Genomic DNA, 18,654 nt, shown 5'->3' on the forward strand with positions numbered 1-18,654 from the left:
AAAAGGCCCGCTATGACGCGGGCCTTCAGTCTGATCAAGTCGGCAATCGCACCTAGTGCAATGTGCCGTTCTTTTTCCGCCGTGCATTACGCGCCACGATATTCAGCACCTCAACCAGCGCCGAAAACGCCATGGCCGCATAGACGTAGCCCTTCGGCACATGGAAGCCCATGCCTTCGGCAATCAACGTGGTACCGATCATCAGGAGGAAAGCCAGCGCCAGCATGACGACGGTCGGGTTGCGCTCGATGAAGTTGGCAAGCGGCGTGGCGGCCAGCAGCATGACTGTTACGGCAACGACGACGGCGACCACCATGATCGGCACATGTGGCGTCATGCCGACGGCGGTGATGATGCTGTCCACCGAGAAGACGAGGTCGAGGATGAGGATCTGGACGATGGCCGAGGAGAAGCTGTTGATGGCCTTGCCGCCGCCCACCATGTCTTCCTTGTGGTCCACAGGATCGACATTGTGGTGAATTTCCTTGGTTGCCTTCCAGACGAGGAAGAGACCACCGGCGATGAGGATCATGTCCTTCCAGGAGAAGCCATGGCCGAAGAGTTCGAAGACAGGTTCGGTCAGCTGCACGATCCAGGCGACGGTGCCGAGCAAGCCAAGGCGCATGATGAGCGCAAGGCCGATGCCGATGCGGCGTGCCTTTTCCCGCTGGTTCTCCGGCAGCTTGTTGGTCAGAATGGAGATGAAGATCAGGTTGTCGATGCCAAGCACGACCTCCATGACGATGAGGGTGACGAGCGCCACCCAGGCGGCGGGGTCTGACAGAAGCGGGAGAATGGACTCCATCGGGCCGGTTTTCCTTGTTGTTGAAGGCGTTGGCGACGCTCAAAATAAATATCAATCTACAGTCAAATCCATGTGAAACAAGAATGTGCAACATTGCACATGAAAAACGCCGTCAGGCAAAATCATGCCCGGCGACGTTTCATCGTTTCACTACTGCTGAATGAATTCAGGCGTTTTTTGTTCCGTAAGCCGCCATGAACACACGTATGGCGCTAGAGATGACCCGGTTGAGCTCATCCTCTGGAACAGGCCCTTCAAGCTCCCCAAACAGGCGGAATTTGAAGAAAGTCCCGGTGGAAAGCTCGATGAACTGGCGCGCAGCCAGTTCCACATCGTCCACTTCGAGGCTTCCGTTTTCGATGTGGTGACGGATGAATTCTTCGAGAACGATTTTGACGTTGTTGGGCGCGGCAGAGAAAAACCGGCGCGAAAGCTTAGGCATGCGGTCGATAACGCCAAGCAGTGAGCGCATGGCAGGTATCATGTCAGTGCATATCAAACGGTTCGCGAAAGCGGTGCCGAACAGCATCAGCCCCTCGCGCACTTCTTCCGTGCCCGCCAGAATGTTGCGCATGGACACGGCAAACTCGTTGCGATGGCGGTCGATCAGGGCAGCAAAAAGATCTTCCTTATTTTCGAAATAGACATAGATAGTGCCCTTGGAAACGCCAGCTTCCTTGGTGATATCGTTCATGCTGGCCGCATCGAAGCCCTTTTGCTTGAAAATGCGCCATGCGCCATCCAGTATCTGCTCGCGCTTGGATGGGTCCTCGCCCGCGGCAAATCTGCCCCCGGCTGCGGTGGAACAAATATCGTCCATGTCTCTTTCTGTACTCACGTTCCAGTCCGTAATGACATTCAGATTCGATTCAATATATCGAACCATCTGGTTCGATGCCACTTGATATGTGGTCTAAAAGAGCTTATGTCAATCGAACCGAACGGTTCAGTTCGAAATTTTATCTTCTACAACAGTGGTGTCAGCTATGTCGGCTCAAAAGAGTGGCGCAGTCCGAGCAATAAACTCATCCGATGAAACCGAGGCACGTGCCGAGGAGAGCAAGCCTGCTGCCGTAGAGCAGGCTGCCGCTCCGGTGGCACCCGCAGCACCTGCGCAGAAGAAGAAGCGCAAATCGTTTCTTCTGCCTGTCATCGGTCTTGCGCTTCTGGCCGGCGCGGGTTGGTACGGCTATCAATGGTGGACCGATGGTCGCTTCATGGTGTCTACCGACGATGCCTATATAGAAGGTGACATCGCTGTTATCTCGCCAAAGGTTTCCGGCTATATCGCCAAGGTCAACGTCGTCGCCAACCAGGAAGTCAAGGCTGGCGATCCGCTGGTTGCCCTCGATGATGGCGATTATCGCAATGCTCTGGAGCAGGCCGAAGCGCAGCTGGAAACGCAGCAGCTTTCCCTGAACCGCATCGATGCGCAGATTGCAGGTGGCGAGGCATCGCTTCAGCAGGCCGTGGCCCAGAAGGGCTCCCTCGACGCCGCCCTGCGTGGCGCGGAAATCAACTTCAAGCGCGCTACCGAGCTTCAGGCCAAGGATGTCGGCACGGTTGCCTCTGCGGATAATGCGCAGGTCGCACTCGATCAGGCCAAGGCAAACGTGGTTGCCGGTGAGGCAAGCGTCGTATCCGCCCGCGCCAATGTCGATCTGTTGAGAGCCCAGCGCAAGGAAGCCGAAGGTTCGGTCAAGACGCTGGAGCTTGCCCGCGACAAGGCAGCCCGCGACCTTTCCTTCACCGTTCTGCGCGCGCCTTATGATGGCGTGATCGGCAACCTCTCGGTTCAGACGGGTGATCTCGTTTCCGTCGGCAAGCGGCTGGCTTCGCTGGTGCCTATGAACGATCTTTATATCGACGCCAACTTCAAGGAAACGCAGCTCGCGAAAATCGAGCCCGGCTCCAAGGTGCGCGTCCATGTCGATGCTTTCGATGAACACACGATCGAAGGTACGGTACAGTCGATTTCGCCTGCCTCCGGCTCTGTCTTCTCCATGCTGCCGCCAGAAAATGCCACGGGTAACTTCACCAAGGTCATCCAGCGCGTGCCGGTCCGCATCATCTTCTCCAAGGAAGATCTTGCCAAGCACAATCTGCGCGCAGGCTTGAGCGTCGTGGTGGATGTGGATACCCGCACCGCGCCGGACAATCCGCAGACTGCCCAGGTGCAGCCTAACGCGCAACCGAAGTAACGATTTCATCATGCAGTGCGTCAGGCAGGCCCGAAATGAGCGCCTGCCGCGACTGCTCTAAGGACAAAGATCATGGCGGCAACAGCCAACATGGCAGGCGGGGCAATGGCCGCCGCCGATCCTCCGATGGACCGGAGACGCCTCATCGCGTTTTTCGCCATGGTGTTCGGCATGTTCATGTCGATCCTCGACATCCAGATCGTCTCCGCGTCGCTTGCGGAAATCCAGGCCGGTCTCGGTGCCGGTTCGGATGAGATTGCCTGGGTGCAGACATCCTATCTGATTGCGGAAGTCATCATGATTCCGCTTTCGGGTACGCTGGCGCGCATCCTTTCTACGCGGGTGCTTTTTGCCACCTGCGCTGCAGGCTTCACCATTTCCAGTGCCCTGTGCGCCACGGCGACGAACATCGACCAGATGATCGTTTACCGTGCTATCCAGGGCTTCATAGGCGGCGGCATGATTCCATCCGTCTTTGCCGCCGCCTTCACCATCTTCCCGCCATCCAAGCGGGCAATCGTCTCGCCCATCATCGGTCTTGTGGCAACACTGGCGCCCACTATCGGCCCGACCGTCGGCGGTTATCTCTCCAATGCCTTTTCTTGGCACTGGCTGTTCCTCGTCAACATCATTCCGGGCATCATCGTCACCATCGTCACCTGGACCTTCATCGATTTCGACAAGCCGGAAAGCTCGCTCTGGAAGAAGTTCGACTGGTGGGGCCTTCTCTCCATGGGCGTCTTCCTCGGTTCGCTGGAATATGTGCTGGAAGAGGGCAACAATAACGACTGGTTCAACGACGATCACATCGTCATCGGCGCCATCGCCATGACTATCGGCGCGGTCGTGTTTTTCTGGCGTGCCCTCAAGGTCGATTTCCCTGTCGTGGATCTGCGCGCCTTCTCGGACCGGAATTTCTCCATCGGCTCGCTTTTTTCCTTCGTCATGGGCATCGGCCTTTACGGTCTGACCTATATGTACCCGCTCTATCTCGGGCGCGTGCGTGGTTACGATGCGCTGATGATCGGCGAAACCATGTTCGTCTCCGGTCTTGCCATGTTCTTCACGGCGCCGATTGCGGGGCGGTTGTCCACCAAGCTCGATCCGCGTGTCATGATGGCGATAGGCTTTATCAGCTTCGCTGCCGGTACTTGGATCATGACGCATGTGACGGCCGATTGGGACTTTTACGAGTTGCTTATCCCGCAAATCCTGCGCGGCTTCGGCCTGATGATGTGCATGGTTCCGATCAACAATATCGCGCTCGGCACATTGCCTCCGGCCCGTATCAAGAACGCCTCCGGTCTTTACAACCTCACCCGTAATCTCGGCGGCGCCGTGGGCCTTGCCATCATCAACACGCTGCTCAGCCAGCGCACGGACGATCATTATTTCCGTATCGCAGAGCATGTGAACTACGGCAATCCGGCTGCGCTGGACTGGCTGAACAGCGTCGGCGCCAACTATGATTCCTACGGTCTCGATGGTTCCGCCGTTGCCATCAAGAAGCTGGTCGGTGTCGTCTCGCAGCAGGCCTGGCTGCTCGCCTTTGCGGATGTCTTCCTGCTGCTGACCGTCCTCTTCAGCTGCCTGGTCTTCCTCACGGTGCTGATCAACAAGCCCAAGGCCGCGCCCCCTCCAGACGCCGCCCACTGATTTACAGCCATCCACCGCAGCGCAAGGGGCCACCAGAAATGGTGGCCCTTGTCGTTTGAGGGTGGGTGGACGTTACGGATACAAGTCAGGAAACTTTCAGCCGTTGAACCGGCTCGTCCTGCTCTGCCAGCAGAACAGAAACCTGGTCCGCTTCAAGCGGCTTAGCGAAGAGATAGCCTTGCAGTTCGTCACAGCCGCAAATCTGCACGATGGCGGCCTGGTCTTCGGTTTCTATGCCTTCTGCCGTCACGGGAATGCCGAGCGAGCGCGCGAGCGCCACGGTTGCCGTCAGCATTTCCAGAGAGCGACCGCCTTCGTCCAGTGCCTCCACCAGCGATTTGTCGATCTTCATGCGGTTGAAGCCGAAGCGGCGGAGGTAGCCGATGCTGGCAAAGCCCGAGCCGAAATCATCGAGCGCGATGCTGAGACCGATCTGCTTCAGCTTTTCAATGGCCGTGCCCGCCCGTTCGGGCTGGTGGATGAAATAACCTTCGGTCATTTCCAGCATGACGCGGCTTGGCGAAACCTCGGTCTCTTCCAGAATTTGCAGCACATGCCCGGCAAAGGCCGGGTTGCGGAACTGCATGGGTGAAATATTGACCGCGACCTTCAGTTCCGGCCAGGCCTTTGCCGCCTGAAGCGCGGTGCGCATGACGAAAAGGCCCAACTGATCGATCAGGCCGCTGGATTCGGCAGCGGCAATGAAGACATCGGGCGAAACGGGGCCGTAGCCGGGGCGGCTCCAGCGCGCCAGCGCCTCGACACCGACGATACGGCGGGTCAGCGTGTTGACCACAGGCTGGAAGACGACCCTGATTTCGTGGTTCTCGATGCCGTATTTCAGATCGGCCTCAAGCTGGTTCTTCTCCTCGCGCCGGTTGTCCATATGGGCTTCGTAAGCGATGTAGCGCCCGCGCCCGTTTTCCTTGGCCTCATACATGGCCATATCCGCGCGCCGCAGAAGCTCTTCCCCGTCGATATCACCGTTCTTGGATACGGAGGTGCCGATGCTGCAGCCGATTGTCGCCACACGATCCCCAAGCATGAAGGGCTCGGAAAACAGTTCCAGCAATGCATCGCACAGGATCCGCCCTTCTATGCGGGCTTCCGGCCCCTGAAGCGCAATCGCGAATTCATCTCCGCCGAGACGTGCCAGGAAGGCATGTTTTGGAACGAGAACGCGAAGGGCCGCGGCAACCGCCTTGATCAGCAGGTCACCCGCGCCATGTCCAAAGGAATCGTTGACCTCCTTGAAGCCATCGAGGTCCAGGTAGATGAGGTTGACGTAAGAGTGGTCTTCCTGCGCCTTGTCCGTCAGCCGCTTGAGGCCGACGAAAAGGCCGGGGCGATTATAGAGCCCGCTGAGGCGGTCGATAAGAAGCTGCTCGCGCGCCGAGGCCTCATCCTTCTTCAGCTTCTTGATGGCCGCAAAGCCGAAGATCAGAAGCACAAGGAAGAAGATGCCCGCAATGGCGATGGCGGTCAGCACGCGTGGGCGCACCTCATCCAGACTGATATCGCCCGGCATCTTGGACTTCCACGTCAGCTTGCCGAGGATTTCGCCATTGAGGTTGACGATATCGACATAGTAGGGCGTCGTCGCAAGGCCCGTATGCAACGCCAATCCATTGACGACATAGGTCTGGCCGAGCTTTGCGACCTTCTCTTCGGTCAGATGGCGCGCGAAAAGCAGGTAGCGGCGACCAGAATCGCCCTGTGCTTCACCGGATTTCCGCCGCACGAGGGCAATGCCTGCGGCAGCAATACCATCTCGCGTGCGCACGAAACCTGTGGCTTCGGGCGTGTCGCCATCGCGCGTTGAACGGACGCGGTGAATCATTTCGGAAATGCTGTCGCCGAAATAGGTGCCGACGGACCATTCCGCAGGCCTGCCGTTCTGGTAAGCGAGTATGACACCCTGATTGTCATCGAGCACGACGGCGGTATCGAAAAGCTCGCTATTGACCGTCATGTCCCCGTAATTGGAAACGATCCAGCCCGCTCCGTCCTTGGCATAAACGAACTGCGCCGCATCGTCCCAGGCGGCGTAGTCGTTCAATGTAGCGCCGAGTTGATCGAGGAATGTGGCAAGCGCGCCGCTGGTGGTTTCGAGCGAGCGTTGCTCATCCAGCGCGTTGGTGTTCTGGGTGACGTTTGTGAGAGCGGAGAGAATGAGCGCGGTAACGATGAAGACGACGAGCGCGAAGGCAAACAGAATGCCCGCCACCGCGGACCTCCGGCCCATCAGCACCATCTGACTTGTGGTTCCCCGCATTACACGCAAAAAGCCCATCCCTGAAAGAGCCCATGGTGCGGTGGAAATATTCAAAAGATGTTAAGGCAAAACAGCCCGGCACGGTAAAAAACGTACAGTTCTGCCACTTTCGCACGTAAAAAGCCCCTCCCGCGCTAGCGGAAGGGGCCAAACTCGACAATCAGCGGACAAATCTTACCAGGAAGGGATGACCGTGCCGTTGTACTTCTCAAGAATGAAGTTCTTGATTTCAGGGCTGTGATAGGATTCGACCAGCGTCTTTACCCAAGGCTTGTCCTTGTCTTGAGCGCGAACGGCGATGACGTTGGCATAAGGGGACTTTTCGCTTTCGATGGCGATTGCGTCCTTCTTCGGGTTCAGACCGGCAGCCGTTGCATAGTTGGTGTTGATGACCGAGGCATCGGTATCATCCAGCGAGCGCGGCAGCTGTGCGGCATCGAGTTCAACGATCTGGATGTTCTTCGGGTTTTCGGTGATGTCGGCTGGCGTTACCTTCAGACCGGCTTCTTCCTTGACCTTGAGAACGCCCTTGGAAGCCAGAACCAGAAGCGCGCGGCCGCCGTTTGTCGGGTCGTTTGGAATGCCGACCGTTGCGCCGTCCTTCAGTTCGTCAAGGCTCTTCACCTTCTTGGAGTAAACGCCCATCGGTGTTGTGATGGTGGTGCCGACGCTGACGAGATCGAACTTGCGGTCCGCGATCTGGTTGTCGAGGTAAGGCTGGTGCTGGAAGGAGTTGGCCTGAAGCTCGCCATCGGCCAGAGCCTGGTTCGGCACGACGTAATCGGAGAATTCGAGGATTTCGATGTCGAGGCCCTTGGTGGCCGCAACCTTCTTCACCTGTTCCATGATCTGCGCATGTTCGGCAGGCGTCACGCCAATCTTGATGGTCTCGGCCAATGCGCTATCGGCGAAGAGGGCTGCAAGCGACGCAGCGATAATGAGTTTCTTCATTTGATGTCTCCTTGGGATCAGTTTGTTTGTTGTTAGTTTTTACGGTTTCGCTTGTCGAAGCTGCGGGCAAGGGCATCGCCCGCGCTCTGCACGATCTGGACAAGCACGATGAGAACAACCACCACGACCAGCATCACATCCGGCATGAAACGCTGGTAGCCATAGCGAATGCCAAGATCCCCCAGACCACCGCCGCCGACGGCACCGACCATGGCCGAATAGCCGATGAGGCTGACGAGCGTGAGGGTAAGCGCCAGCGTAATGCCAGGCTTGGCTTCCGCCAGCAGAACCTTGGTGACGATCTGAAGCGGCGTGGCGCCCATGGCGCGCGCGGCTTCGATCAGCCCCTTGTCGACTTCGCGGATGGCCGCTTCCACCAGACGGGCGATGAAGGGCACGGTGGCGACCGTCAGCGGCACGATGGCCGCATTGGTGCCGATGGATGTGCCCGCAACCAGCCGGGTAAAGGGAATGATGGCCACGACCAGAATGATGAAGGGCGTGGAACGGGCGGCATTGACGATGAAGCCGATCACGCGGTTGGTCATCGGTGCTTCGAAAAGCTCACCCTTGCCGCTGGTGGCAAGGAAAATGCCGATGGGCAGACCGAGAACGGAGCCGACGATACCCGACACCGCCACCATGTGGAGCGTCTGGAGCAAACCTTTGAGGAGAATGTTGAACAGCATATCAGGCGACATAGCCGAGCACCTCCGTCGACAATCCGGTTTCGGTATAGAAGCGCTCCGCGCGCGCCAGCACGTCAGGCGTTGCCGGATAAGACACGACCAGCGACCCGAAAGGATCGCCCGCAATCTCTTCGATGGTCCCAGCAAGAATGTTTACGTCAGGGCCAATCTCGGCAACGAGACGGGCCGTCAGCGGCTGGAAGGCGGTATCGCCGAAGAAGACGAGGCGCACCAGAATGCGGTCGCCGGTCGTTGCTTCAGTTTTCAGGCCCGAGGTCACCCAGCGCGGCAGCTTCACTCCGACTGCGGACGATAGAAGGCTGCGTGTCGTTTCATGTTGCGGATGGGTAAAGATATCGAAGGTGCTGCCATGCTCGACGATCAATCCCTTGTCGATGACCGCCACTTGGCTGGCGATGGTCTTCACCACTTCCATCTCATGGGTGATGAGAAGAACGGTGAGGCCGAGTTCGGCATTGATGCGCTTTAGAAGCTCAAGGATCGACTGTGTGGTTTCCGGGTCGAGCGCCGAGGTGGCTTCATCGGAAAGAAGCAGCTTCGGCTCTGTCGCGAGCGCACGGGCGATGCCGACGCGCTGTTTCTGGCCACCGGAAAGCTCTGCGGGGTAACGGTTCGCCTTATCGCCAAGGCCGACGAGATCGAGCAGCGGGCCGACCTTGCGCTTGATCTCGGCCTTCGAGACACCGGAGATTTCCAGCGGCAGCGCGACATTGTCATAGGCCGTGCGCGAGGACAGAAGGTTGAAGTGCTGGAAGATCATGCCGACCGAGCGACGCAGCGTGCGCAGGCCCGCCTCATCCAGCGCACCGACATCCACGCCATCGACCACGACCTTGCCGGAGCTTGGACGTTCCAGCCCGTTGACGAGGCGGATCATGGTAGATTTACCGGCACCGGAGCGACCGATAATACCGGAAATGCCGCCGCGCGGCACGGAAAAATCCACACCGGCCAGCGCTGCGAAAGACGGCTGGCTGCCGCTTCCGCCGAATGTCTTGGTGACAGCCTCGAACACCACCATCGGGTTCGCTGTCTGCTTGTGAGGCTGCTTGCTAGCGCCCTCAGTAATTACGGAATTCATTATATTGCTCTTGACGAAAGTGTCTCTTCATTCCGGCGGCGAACAAGGGCCGCCACCGCTCATGCAGCCACTAGAGCGCCGTGCGTCCTTCAGGACGCACAAAGGACGCTCTAGCTCCTTGAACTGCGCATCGTGCTTTGCAAAAATCGATTTCGATTTTTGCGCCGATGCGTCAGCACATTCGACAACGAAAGACAGTCTCGAGCATTCTGTTCCAACTTTCTTGCGATGCCGGGCCAGTGGGGCTGACAATCAAGGCATCTGTGTATCGCATACATGCCCGTATGCGATACCGTTTTATAGGTACGATTTTTCAATTATCGCCAGATAGAAGAAAAATCTGCCAGAAGACTCGAGAATCCGTTCACTTTACCGTGGAAACGAACTGATCCAGCGGGCGACGGATCTTCTTGAGATTGACCAGCCAGTCTCCCTCTTCCTGACGATAACCGAGCGGCAGGATCGTGACCGAGCGCAGACCCTTTTCGCGAAGGCCGAGAATCTCATCGAGCTTGGCCGGATCGAAACCTTCCATCGGGGTCGAATCCACGCCCTCGAAAGCAGCCTGTGCGACAGCCATGCCAAAGCCGATATAGGCTTGGCGGGCGGCGTGTTCGAAGTTCACCTGCGCATCGCGTTGCGGGTAAGAATTCAACAGCGACTGCCGGTATCTTTCCCAGCCCTCGTTCTTGAAACCGCGCTCGTCGTTGGTCAGATCGAACATGTGGTTGATGCGCTCGGGCGTGTAGTTATCCCATGCGGCAAAAACGAGAAGATGCGAACCCTCGGTGACCTGCGCTTGGTTCCAGGCAATCTCCTGGATTTTCGCGCGGACTTCCGGGTTGGTCACGACGATGATTTCGAAAGGCTGCAAACCGCTGGAGGTGGGAGCAAGGCGAGCGGCTTCAACGATGCGCTCAACCTTATCCTCGGATACAACCTTGGAAGCGTCCATCTTCTTGGTGGCATAACGCCAGTTCAATTTCTCGATCAACATGAAAACAGTCTCCTTTGGGACTGGCGCGTGGCGCACATTGCGGAGCACCGCGCTGATTTGAAACCACGAAGAGATAGGTCATGTTGCAGCGCACACAAGAAGGCACAGAGAAGTAACCATGGGAAATTCTCTCCGGCGTGCTCTTTTCGGGCAGGATGCCGGAGGGATCTATATTCCTTGGGCAGATGCGTTTGTATTGGCAAGTATATTTGAGGTCTTTGCATTTGCCGGACCTGTCACGACGGCACTTTTTACAAAAGAACTCGAGTCCGGGGCAAACCCCTCACTTGCGATTTCTAACACTTAGCCTGTGGCTAAGATGTTGAAATCGCTTTCTCTCCCACTCCTTCGGCAGGCTCAGGATGATGGGGGAGAGATAAGACGCCGCACCGTTCTACGGTATCTTCGCGGTCGATGGGGAACGAAGCGGGAGCGGCTGGGTACCTCTCCCCTTGTGGGAGAGGAAAGAAAATCACGATCTTAGCTTTAGCTAAGTCGTAGATTTTCTAGGTGAGGGATTGCTGCTTGCGCCCGAGCGTCGTTGCTCGGACATCTTATCCTCGGCACAAGTGTACAGCCTTGAGACATAGTTGACAGATGTTCGGAGACATCCCTGACAGTTTTGCTCTGTGGCAAAGGAGGTCGGGATGGCTTGGCGGGAGGTGTCTGTCGTGGATCAGCGAAGCGAATTTGTGATGCTTGCGTCGTTGGAGGGGGCCAATGTTTCGGCTTTGTCCAAGCGTTTCGGCATCAGTCGGCAGACGGGGTATCTTTGGCTGCGGCGGGCAAAGGCGGGAGAGACCGTGCAGGATCGCTCCCGTCGTCCGCATTCAAGCCCTTTTCGAACCCCCGATGATCTGGAGCGCAGTGTCGTCGATATTCGTGACGAGCACCCGGCCTGGGGTGCCCGCAAGATCGCAAGGCGAATGCGCGACCTTGGTATGGAGCCGCCTTGCGTCTCCACCGTGCATGCCGTTCTTTCCCGCCATGGCAGGATCGGGGCGCGACCGAGTGAGCGCATGGCAAACGGTCGCTTCGAGCGCGAGGCGCCCAACCTCCTCTGGCAAATGGACTTCAAAGGGCGCATCCAGATGGCCTGTGGCAACTGGTGCTATCCCCTAACCATCATCGATGACCACTCCCGCTTCGCCATTGCCATCGAAGCCTGCCCCAACGAGCAGCTGGAGACCGTTCGGGCCAGGCTGGAGGCGATCTTTCGTCGCTATGGCATGCCGATGGCCATTTACTGCGACAATGGCAATCCATGGGGTGCGGGCGTGCCCAATCAATGGACGCGGCTGCGGGTCTGGCTGTTGAAGCTTGGCATCGAATTGATCCATTCCCGGCCTTATCATCCGCAGGGTCGTGGCAAGAACGAACGGTTTCATCGTAGTCTCAAGGCGGAAGTGACGGACTTCACAACGCTCTTGGATCAGGCCCACGCCCAAAAAGCGTTCGACCGCTGGCGCCGTATCTACAATCACCATCGCCCGCACGAAGCGCTCGGCATGGCCGTGCCCGCAAGCCGCTATCGGCCTTCCTCACGTGCATTTCCCAACCAGCTTCCAGAGCCCATCTACGACAGAAGCGAGATCGTTCGCTGCGTCAGTTCGACCAAGGGCTATGTCAGCTTCAAGGGCAAGACCTGGCGGGTGCCGAACGCCTTCAGAAACGAACGCCTGGCCATCCGATCCCTCAACCGCACAGGCCTCTACGGCGTCTTCTTCGGCGCAACCCAGGTCGCAAAAATCAACCTTGAAAGCTAGGCCGCACTGTCAGGGATGTCTCCGAACATCTGTCAGGGATGTGTCCGGTCTTTACAACAAGGCCGAGGATGACGTTTCCGGACTTGGCGACGTTGCAACCACAAGGCTTTTCTCAGCCCAAGGACTTGGGCTGACTGGATTCCTGTCACAAGGACAGGAATGAGGAGAATGGGAACCGTTAAACGTAACGGTTGACCACATTCTCCAGATATTCCTGACGACCGGACTTCGGTTCAGGGTTGATGTTATCGCGCTCGACCCTCGCTGCAATTTCTTCCAGCTTGTATTCGCCGCGCAGCATCTTTTGGGCTTCGGCGTCGTCCCACTTGGCATAACGCTCGGCCAGTGGCTTGGACAGTGCACCGTCTTCCACCATCTTCGCCGCCGCCTTCAGGCCACGGGCGCAGCAATCCATGCCGCCGATATGGCCGATCAGCAGGTCTTGCGGATCGAGAGACTGGCGGCGCAGTTTGCTGTCAAAATTGGTGCCGCCGGTGGTAAAGCCGCCTGCCTGCAGGACCTGATAATAGGCCAACGCCATTTCCGGTACATTGTTGGGGAACTGGTCGGTATCCCAGCCGGACTGGTAATCGTTACGGTTCATATCGATGGAACCGAAGATGCCGAGCGTGTTGGCCAGCGCCAGCTCATGCTCGAAGGTGTGACCGGCGAGAATGGCGTGGCCCTGCTCGATGTTCATCTTCACTTCGTTTTCGAGGCCGTATTTTTTCAGGAAGCCATAGACGGTCGCGACGTCATAATCATACTGGTGCTTGGTCGGCTCCTGCGGCTTCGGCTCGACAAGGATCGTGCCCTTGAAGCCGATCTTGTACTTATATTCGACTACCATGTGCAGCATGCGCGCCATCTGGTCGAATTCGCGTTTCAGATCGGTGTTGAGTAGCGTTTCATAGCCTTCACGACCGCCCCACAGAACGTAGTTCTCGCCGCCGAGCTTCATCGTGGCATCCATGCAGGTCTTGATGGTGGCAGCGGAATAGGCAAACACATCCGGGTCCGGATTGGTAGACGCGCCCGACATGAAGCGTCGGTTGGAGAACAGGTTGGCGGTGCCCCAGAGTAGCTTGACGCCGGTCTGTTCCTGCTTCTGTGCGAGGTAATCGACGATTTCGTTAAGGTTCTTGGTGCTTTCAGCAAAAGTCTTGCCTTCGGGACGCGCATCCGCGTCGTGGAAGCAATAGTAAGGCGCGCCGAGCAGGCTGAACATCTCGAAGGCGACATCGGCCTTCAGCTTGGCCTTGGACATCTCATCGCCGAACCACGGACGGTCGAAGGTGCGGCCACCGAAGGGATCGCTGCCTTCCCATGCGAAGGAATGCCAATAAGCGACGGCGAAACGCAGGTGATCTTCCATGCGCTTGCCCGCAACGATTTCGTCCGGGTTGTAATGGCGGAAGGCCAGCGGGTTGGTGCTATCAGGGCCTTCATATTTGACCTTGGCGATATCGCCGAAAAATCCAGTGCTCATGTGTGGTTCTCCCTTTGGTGTTACGTGGTTTGCAGGTGCTGGCGGGTGTGGCTCACCCCCCTCTGTCCTGCCGGACATCTCCCCCACAGGTGGGGAGATCGATCTGTGGCAACCTCTCGGTCAAAGCTGAGGTCGAAATTGAAGTGGCGTCAGCGAGCCCAGCCAATCTCCCTCCTTGTGGGGGAGATGCCCGGCAGGGCAGAGGGGGGTAAGCCCACCCGCAACCCCTAATGCGAAAGTGGCTTGATCGCCGGATAAAGCGCCCGATACTGCCCGTAAGCCTCCTCATAGGCCCCGCTCAACGCAGCGACCGGCTCAATCGTCTCCTCCGTCTCCGGCTGCGTGCAGACGCCGACCGGATCAGCACCCGTTGCTGCAATCAAACCAAGACGTGCCGCACCGAAGGCCGCGCCGAAATCGCCTTCCGCCGGAATATCCACCGGCACGCCAAGCGAGGTGGCAATAGAGGCCAGCCAGTAGCGAGAACGGGAACCGCCGCCGATGGCGGTGACGCGGGAGATGGAGGTGCCTGCGGATTTCAGGGCTTCGAGATTGTCCCGGATGGCGAAGGTCACGCCTTCCAGCACGGCTTGCGTCAGCGCCTTGCGGTCGCTCTCATGCGACAGTCCGATGAAGGAACCGCGAATGGCGGCGTCGTTGTGCGGCGTGCGCTCGCCGGAGAGATAGGGCGCGAAGGTGACGCCGGTTGGTGCCTTGAGTTCGTCGCCCAGTTCACTCGTCAGATCGGCAGCGGACTTGCCTGCAATGCCGGAATACCAGTTGAGCGCATCGGTAGCCGAAAGAATAACGCCCATCTGGTGCCATGTGTTGGGCAGCGCGTGGCAAAAGGCGTGAACCGCACTTTCCGGCTTCGGCAGGTAGGAAGCGTTGGCAGCGAAGAGCACGCCAGATGTGCCGAGCGAAACGAAGGCATGGCCTTCCGACACTGTGCCCATGCCGCAGGCAGACGCCGCGTTATCGCCCGCGCCGCCTGCTATGAAGACCTTGCCGGAAATGCCCCATGCGGAAGCCAGTTCGGAACGCAAGGTTCCCGCCTCATCCGTCCCTTCCACCAGTGACGGCATGTGATCTTCGCTGAGGCCGGTCGCTTCCAGCAATTCCGGCGACCATTTGCGTGCGCCGGTATCCAGCCATGAGGTGCCAGCAGAATCGGACATTTCAGAAATATATTCACCCGTCAGCCAGAGACGCAGGTAATCCTTCGGCAGCAGAACCTTGGCCACCTTGGAGAAGATGTCCGGCTCGTTATTGGCAACCCAGACCAGCTTCGGCGCGGTGAAGCCGGGGAAGACGATATTGCCGGTGATCTTGCGAAAGCGTGGATCGGCATCGAGCTTCGCGGCTTCGGCGTAGGAGCGCGTGTCGTTCCACAGGATGCAGGGGCGAAGCACATCGCCTGCGGCATCGATCAGCGTTGCGCCGTGCATCTGGCCGGAAAGACCTATTCCTTTGACGGCGGAAAGCTCTTTCGGGAACTTGGCTTTGAGGCCCGCGATTGCGGTTTCCGTCGCCTTGATCCAGTGGGCAGGGTCCTGCTCCGACCAGCCGTAATGCGGGCGCGAGACCTCCAGCGAGCCATTGGCCGAGCCGATGATCTTCTGATCGCCGTCGATAAGCAGCGCCTTCACGCCGGATGTTCCGAGATCGAGACCAAGATACATGCTGTTCTCCAGTTCAGATTGCATTCAAGGGAGATTATCCCTCAGAAATATGTCGATACGGATGCGCTCCTGCGCTTCGATGACGGTGAGGCCATCGGCACGCGCCTTCAGTACGCGGATGGCGCTGCGCACCTCATGGCCCGCATCTTGGTTCAGCACGGCGTCCACGACGCCTTCGCGAAGGGCCGTTGCCGTGGTGTCATTAAGTTCATGGGCGATCACGCAAGGTTTCGAGCCGGTTGATTTCAGCGCGCGGATGAGGCCGCGATTGCCAGCGCCGAGGCTGTAGAGCCCACCCAGATGCGGGTGCTGCGCGAGGCATTGCGCCACGAGCTCCGCCACCATGTCAGAGTCATCCCGGCCTTCGAGAACCGGCAGGATGTTGAGATGTGGATACTCCGCTTCGATCACGGACTGAAAACCGGCCAGACGCTCGCGGTGATCCTTCACTAGCATGGAGCCCGCCAGAACGGCAATCTCGGCTTTGCTCTTCGGCAGAAAGCGGCCCATGAGGCTACCCGCCGTGCGCCCCGCAGCAGCGTTATCGACGCCTGCGAAATGATCGCGCTTCGAGCCGGTCAGATCGGAGACCAGCGTTACCGCCGCCACGCCGCTATCGGCCAGCCGGTCGGCGGCCTCCACAACGTCTTCTGAATCGATGGCGACGAAGGCAACGCCGGAAGGCTTTTCCAGCCGCGCTACGTCCAGCGCCTGTGTCAGCGCCGCCGCATCGAAGGGTGGCACCTCGATGATGCGGATGGAGGTGCGCTCCAGATAAGACCGCGAGGCCGCCGCCCGAACCTCGGCACGAAGACCCGCCATGAAGGAATTGTCGTTGTTGGGAAGAATAAAAACAAGCGCGTAAGAGCGCCCCTTGGCAAGATTTGCGGCTGCTATATCGCGCACGTAACCCAGCTCGGAAATCGCCGCTTCCACCTTGGCGCGGGTCGACGCGTGCACGCCCGGACGCAGGTTGATCACCCGGTCGACGGTGGCGAGGCTGACGCCTGCTTTCGAAGCAATATCGTGAACTGTCGGCTTCATGCATCCTCCCGCGCAACGTCATAGAGGAGAATTTGAGGTACGTAAATCAGAAAATGATGTACGTACCTCATTACTAAACGTGGCCGTGGCCTGTACTGTGTTAGCGAATTTAGTGTGCTCGTTGAGTGTAAGAGTAATAACGTTGATTCAACGGACGCGCGTTTGTCAGAAGTGGCTTGAGGGTTGAGGGGCGGTTAACGCGCCTTCGGCGTCACAATCGCACTTCCCTCACCGCTGTCCGGTTTAATGATTCAGACATTACGCATTCCACGCATATTCTGGTCCTCGGTGCGACTTTAGGCGCAGGCGTAGATATTCGTAGACACCATCGCCAAACCCACCGCGTTATCCTCGGCCTTGAGCCACTGCTGTCCGGTTTAAATAGATAGGTTGGTTTGAGGCGAGAACAGCTCTCACCCGTCACCCCGCACTCGATGCGGGGTCAAGCAGACGCGCGTCTGCGCGGCAAAAAAAGTCCTTCAGACCAAGGACTTGGTCTGGCTGGATCCCGGATCAAGTCCGGGATGACAGAAGTGGGGATTGCCGTTGCTACATTCAAAGCCAGCGTTGCACTGGCGGGTGCGAATTCGTAAAGAGTATAAAAAACGAAATGCAATATCTTATACCAAGTCCATAAATCTCAACTGCACAGCAGTGGCCTTTAGCAGAGGATCCATCGCCATCAACGAAATCAAACGGTTGTGGATCCTCGGGTCAAGCCCGAGGATGACGCGGTGGGTGTATGTGCCATTCTTTTCCAGCGATTGATGGAGTAATAGCGCGGTCGAATTTGACCTGTGGCGGCGGACCGAGGGGTCATAACGGAAGACCGGGGTGAGGCCGGGCGCTACTCCGGCTCACCAGGATGGGAAGCCCAATTAGGTCGCTGGGCGACTACACGTACTTGATTTAAGAAGCTGCTGCGCTGACGAGCCTGTGACTCCGTTCACTACCGCCCGATATGCTTCTCGCCACGCTTCTTGGCGATATCGATCTGCTTCTGGCGGTTGCGGAAACGTTGGCGGTCTTCTTCCGTGCGCTCGTCGTAGCAGCTGGGGCAGGAGACGCCCTCTTCGAATTTCGGCGAAAGGCGCACTTCATCCGTGATCGGGTTGCGGCAGGCGTGGCAGAGTTTGTGGTCGCCTTCGGCAAGGCCGTGAACGACCGAGACGCGCTCGTCAAAGACGAAGCAGGCGCCTTCCCACAGGCTCTCTTCTTCCGGCACTTCTTCCAAATATTTCAGGATGCCGCCTTTAAGGTGATAAACCTCATCGAAGCCCTGTTCTTTCATGAAAGCGGTGGCCTTTTCGCAGCGGATGCCGCCGGTGCAGTACATGGCGATTTTCGGCTTGTTGTGCAGGCCGGGATTGTTTTTCACCCAATCGGGAAACTCGCGAAACGTCTTGGTCTGCGGATCGACCGCGCCCTTGAACACGCCGATGGCGGTTTCGTAATCGTTGCGCGTATCGATGAGGATCGTGTCTGGATCGGAGATCAGCTCGTTCCAGTCCTTTGGGTCGACATAGGTGCCGACGATCTTGTTTGGATCGATATCGGCCACGCCCATCGTGACGATTTCCTGCTTCAGCTTCACCTTCATGCGCACGAAAGGCATTTTGGAAGCGCGACTTTCCTTGTGCTCCAGACCGGCAAATTCCGGCTGTGCGCGCAGCCAGGAGAGCACGGTATCGATGCCCGCATCCGTGCCTGCAATGGTGCCGTTGATACCCTCGGCGGCCAGAAGCAGCGTTCCCTTCACTCCGTTTTCCTGACACAGCCTGAACAGCGGCTCGCGCACGCTCTCGAACCGCGGGAAGCGGGCGAAGTGATAAAGCGCTGCCACCAGGAAATCGCTATTGGCTCCGGCTGTGGCGTCCGGGCGGGATTGTGCAGAGGTGTCGGTCATGGCCGCTGAAATACAGCGTGACGCGTCCGCTTGCAATCTTATTCCGCTGGAAAACAAGGGCTGCGCAAAGTTTTGAAAATCGTCAATTCGC

At 58.1% G+C, this 18,654-nt stretch carries 13 protein-coding genes and 1 pseudogene; 3 read left to right on the forward strand and 11 right to left on the reverse strand.

All coding sequences use genetic code 11. From position 1 onward, the window contains the following. Positions 1-52: 52 nt before the first annotated feature. Together CFBP5473_RS02735 and CFBP5473_RS02740 are read right to left on the reverse strand one after the other, a co-directional pair. Positions 53-805: a TerC family protein gene (locus tag CFBP5473_RS02735; RefSeq protein ID WP_027676924.1), complete on the reverse strand. Its 753-nt coding sequence runs from the start codon at positions 803-805 to the stop codon at positions 53-55. A gap of 166 nt (positions 806-971) precedes the next feature. Beyond that, positions 972-1,625, reverse strand: a complete 654-nt coding sequence (locus CFBP5473_RS02740; RefSeq protein WP_027676923.1) for a TetR/AcrR family transcriptional regulator — start codon at positions 1,623-1,625, stop codon at positions 972-974. 166 nt (positions 1,626-1,791) lie between these two features. On the opposite strand from CFBP5473_RS02740, the gene CFBP5473_RS02745 reads away from it, so the two are divergent. Continuing rightward, a complete protein-coding gene (locus CFBP5473_RS02745; RefSeq protein WP_027676922.1) occupies positions 1,792-3,006 on the forward strand; it encodes an HlyD family secretion protein in 1,215 nt (404 codons plus the stop codon). Between the two features lie 72 nt (positions 3,007-3,078). Beyond that, positions 3,079-4,662 carry a DHA2 family efflux MFS transporter permease subunit gene (locus CFBP5473_RS02750; RefSeq protein WP_027676921.1) on the forward strand — a complete coding sequence of 528 codons (1,584 nt, stop codon included), beginning with the start codon at positions 3,079-3,081 and terminating at the stop codon, positions 4,660-4,662. An 85-nt stretch (positions 4,663-4,747) separates the two neighbouring features. On the opposite strand, the gene CFBP5473_RS02755 is transcribed toward CFBP5473_RS02750, so the two are convergent. From CFBP5473_RS02755 to CFBP5473_RS02775, 5 genes are all read right to left on the reverse strand, one after another. Beyond that, positions 4,748-6,955 carry a putative bifunctional diguanylate cyclase/phosphodiesterase gene (locus CFBP5473_RS02755; protein WP_037171711.1) on the reverse strand — a complete coding sequence of 736 codons (2,208 nt, stop codon included), beginning with the start codon at positions 6,953-6,955 and terminating at the stop codon, positions 4,748-4,750. 156 nt (positions 6,956-7,111) lie between these two features. Further along, positions 7,112-7,888, reverse strand: a complete 777-nt coding sequence (locus tag CFBP5473_RS02760) for a MetQ/NlpA family ABC transporter substrate-binding protein (RefSeq protein WP_027676919.1) — start codon at positions 7,886-7,888, stop codon at positions 7,112-7,114. A gap of 32 nt (positions 7,889-7,920) precedes the next feature. After that, positions 7,921-8,589: a methionine ABC transporter permease gene (locus tag CFBP5473_RS02765; protein WP_027676918.1), complete on the reverse strand. Its 669-nt coding sequence runs from the start codon at positions 8,587-8,589 to the stop codon at positions 7,921-7,923. Then, positions 8,579-9,619, reverse strand: a complete 1,041-nt coding sequence (locus tag CFBP5473_RS02770; RefSeq protein ID WP_027676917.1) for a methionine ABC transporter ATP-binding protein — start codon at positions 9,617-9,619, stop codon at positions 8,579-8,581. The genes CFBP5473_RS02765 and CFBP5473_RS02770 overlap by 11 nt, the downstream gene beginning before the upstream one ends. Positions 9,620-10,043: 424 nt before the next feature. After that, positions 10,044-10,676, reverse strand: a complete 633-nt coding sequence (locus CFBP5473_RS02775) for an NAD(P)H-dependent oxidoreductase (RefSeq protein ID WP_027676916.1) — start codon at positions 10,674-10,676, stop codon at positions 10,044-10,046. Positions 10,677-11,323: 647 nt separating this feature from the next. On the opposite strand from CFBP5473_RS02775, the pseudogene CFBP5473_RS02780 reads away from it, so the two are divergent. Continuing rightward, positions 11,324-12,489, forward strand: a pseudogene (locus tag CFBP5473_RS02780) (IS481 family transposase); the annotation flags it as partial. Positions 12,490-12,620: 131 nt separating this feature from the next. Here the strand turns inward: CFBP5473_RS02780 and xylA are convergent. The 4 genes from xylA to trhO form a co-directional block, all read right to left on the reverse strand. Then, positions 12,621-13,931: a xylose isomerase gene (gene xylA, locus CFBP5473_RS02785; protein WP_027675490.1), complete on the reverse strand. Its 1,311-nt coding sequence runs from the start codon at positions 13,929-13,931 to the stop codon at positions 12,621-12,623. A gap of 227 nt (positions 13,932-14,158) precedes the next feature. After that, entirely contained in the window at positions 14,159-15,613 is a 1,455-nt protein-coding gene (gene xylB, locus CFBP5473_RS02790) for a xylulokinase (RefSeq protein ID WP_027675491.1), read from the reverse strand. A 24-nt stretch (positions 15,614-15,637) separates the two neighbouring features. Beyond that, complete coding sequence (locus CFBP5473_RS02795) at positions 15,638-16,657, reverse strand: LacI family DNA-binding transcriptional regulator (protein WP_027675492.1); 1,020 nt, start codon at positions 16,655-16,657, stop codon at positions 15,638-15,640. Positions 16,658-17,606: 949 nt separating this feature from the next. Continuing rightward, positions 17,607-18,563 carry an oxygen-dependent tRNA uridine(34) hydroxylase TrhO gene (gene trhO, locus CFBP5473_RS02800; protein WP_027675493.1) on the reverse strand — a complete coding sequence of 319 codons (957 nt, stop codon included), beginning with the start codon at positions 18,561-18,563 and terminating at the stop codon, positions 17,607-17,609. Positions 18,564-18,654 lie beyond the last annotated feature (91 nt).

The organism is Agrobacterium larrymoorei (assembly GCF_005145045.1).
GTDB lineage: Bacteria > Pseudomonadota > Alphaproteobacteria > Rhizobiales > Rhizobiaceae > Agrobacterium > Agrobacterium larrymoorei.

Coding starts and splice junctions, on each gene's coding strand:
- CFBP5473_RS02735 (WP_027676924.1), bottom strand. CDS start 805: ATGGAGTCCATTCTCCCGCTTCTGTCAGACCCCGCCGCCTGGGTGGCG.
- CFBP5473_RS02740 (WP_027676923.1), bottom strand. CDS start 1,625: ATGGACGATATTTGTTCCACCGCAGCCGGGGGCAGATTTGCCGCGGGC.
- trhO (WP_027675493.1), bottom strand. CDS start 18,563: ATGACCGACACCTCTGCACAATCCCGCCCGGACGCCACAGCCGGAGCC.
- CFBP5473_RS02770 (WP_027676917.1), bottom strand. CDS start 9,619: ATGGTGGTGTTCGAGGCTGTCACCAAGACATTCGGCGGAAGCGGCAGC.
- CFBP5473_RS02750 (WP_027676921.1), top strand. CDS start 3,079: ATGGCGGCAACAGCCAACATGGCAGGCGGGGCAATGGCCGCCGCCGAT.
- CFBP5473_RS02760 (WP_027676919.1), bottom strand. CDS start 7,888: ATGAAGAAACTCATTATCGCTGCGTCGCTTGCAGCCCTCTTCGCCGAT.
- CFBP5473_RS02765 (WP_027676918.1), bottom strand. CDS start 8,589: ATGTCGCCTGATATGCTGTTCAACATTCTCCTCAAAGGTTTGCTCCAG.
- CFBP5473_RS02745 (WP_027676922.1), top strand. CDS start 1,792: ATGTCGGCTCAAAAGAGTGGCGCAGTCCGAGCAATAAACTCATCCGAT.
- CFBP5473_RS02795 (WP_027675492.1), bottom strand. CDS start 16,657: ATGAAGCCGACAGTTCACGATATTGCTTCGAAAGCAGGCGTCAGCCTC.
- xylB (WP_027675491.1), bottom strand. CDS start 15,613: ATGTATCTTGGTCTCGATCTCGGAACATCCGGCGTGAAGGCGCTGCTT.
- xylA (WP_027675490.1), bottom strand. CDS start 13,931: ATGAGCACTGGATTTTTCGGCGATATCGCCAAGGTCAAATATGAAGGC.
- CFBP5473_RS02755 (WP_037171711.1), bottom strand. CDS start 6,955: ATGGGCTTTTTGCGTGTAATGCGGGGAACCACAAGTCAGATGGTGCTG.
- CFBP5473_RS02775 (WP_027676916.1), bottom strand. CDS start 10,676: ATGTTGATCGAGAAATTGAACTGGCGTTATGCCACCAAGAAGATGGAC.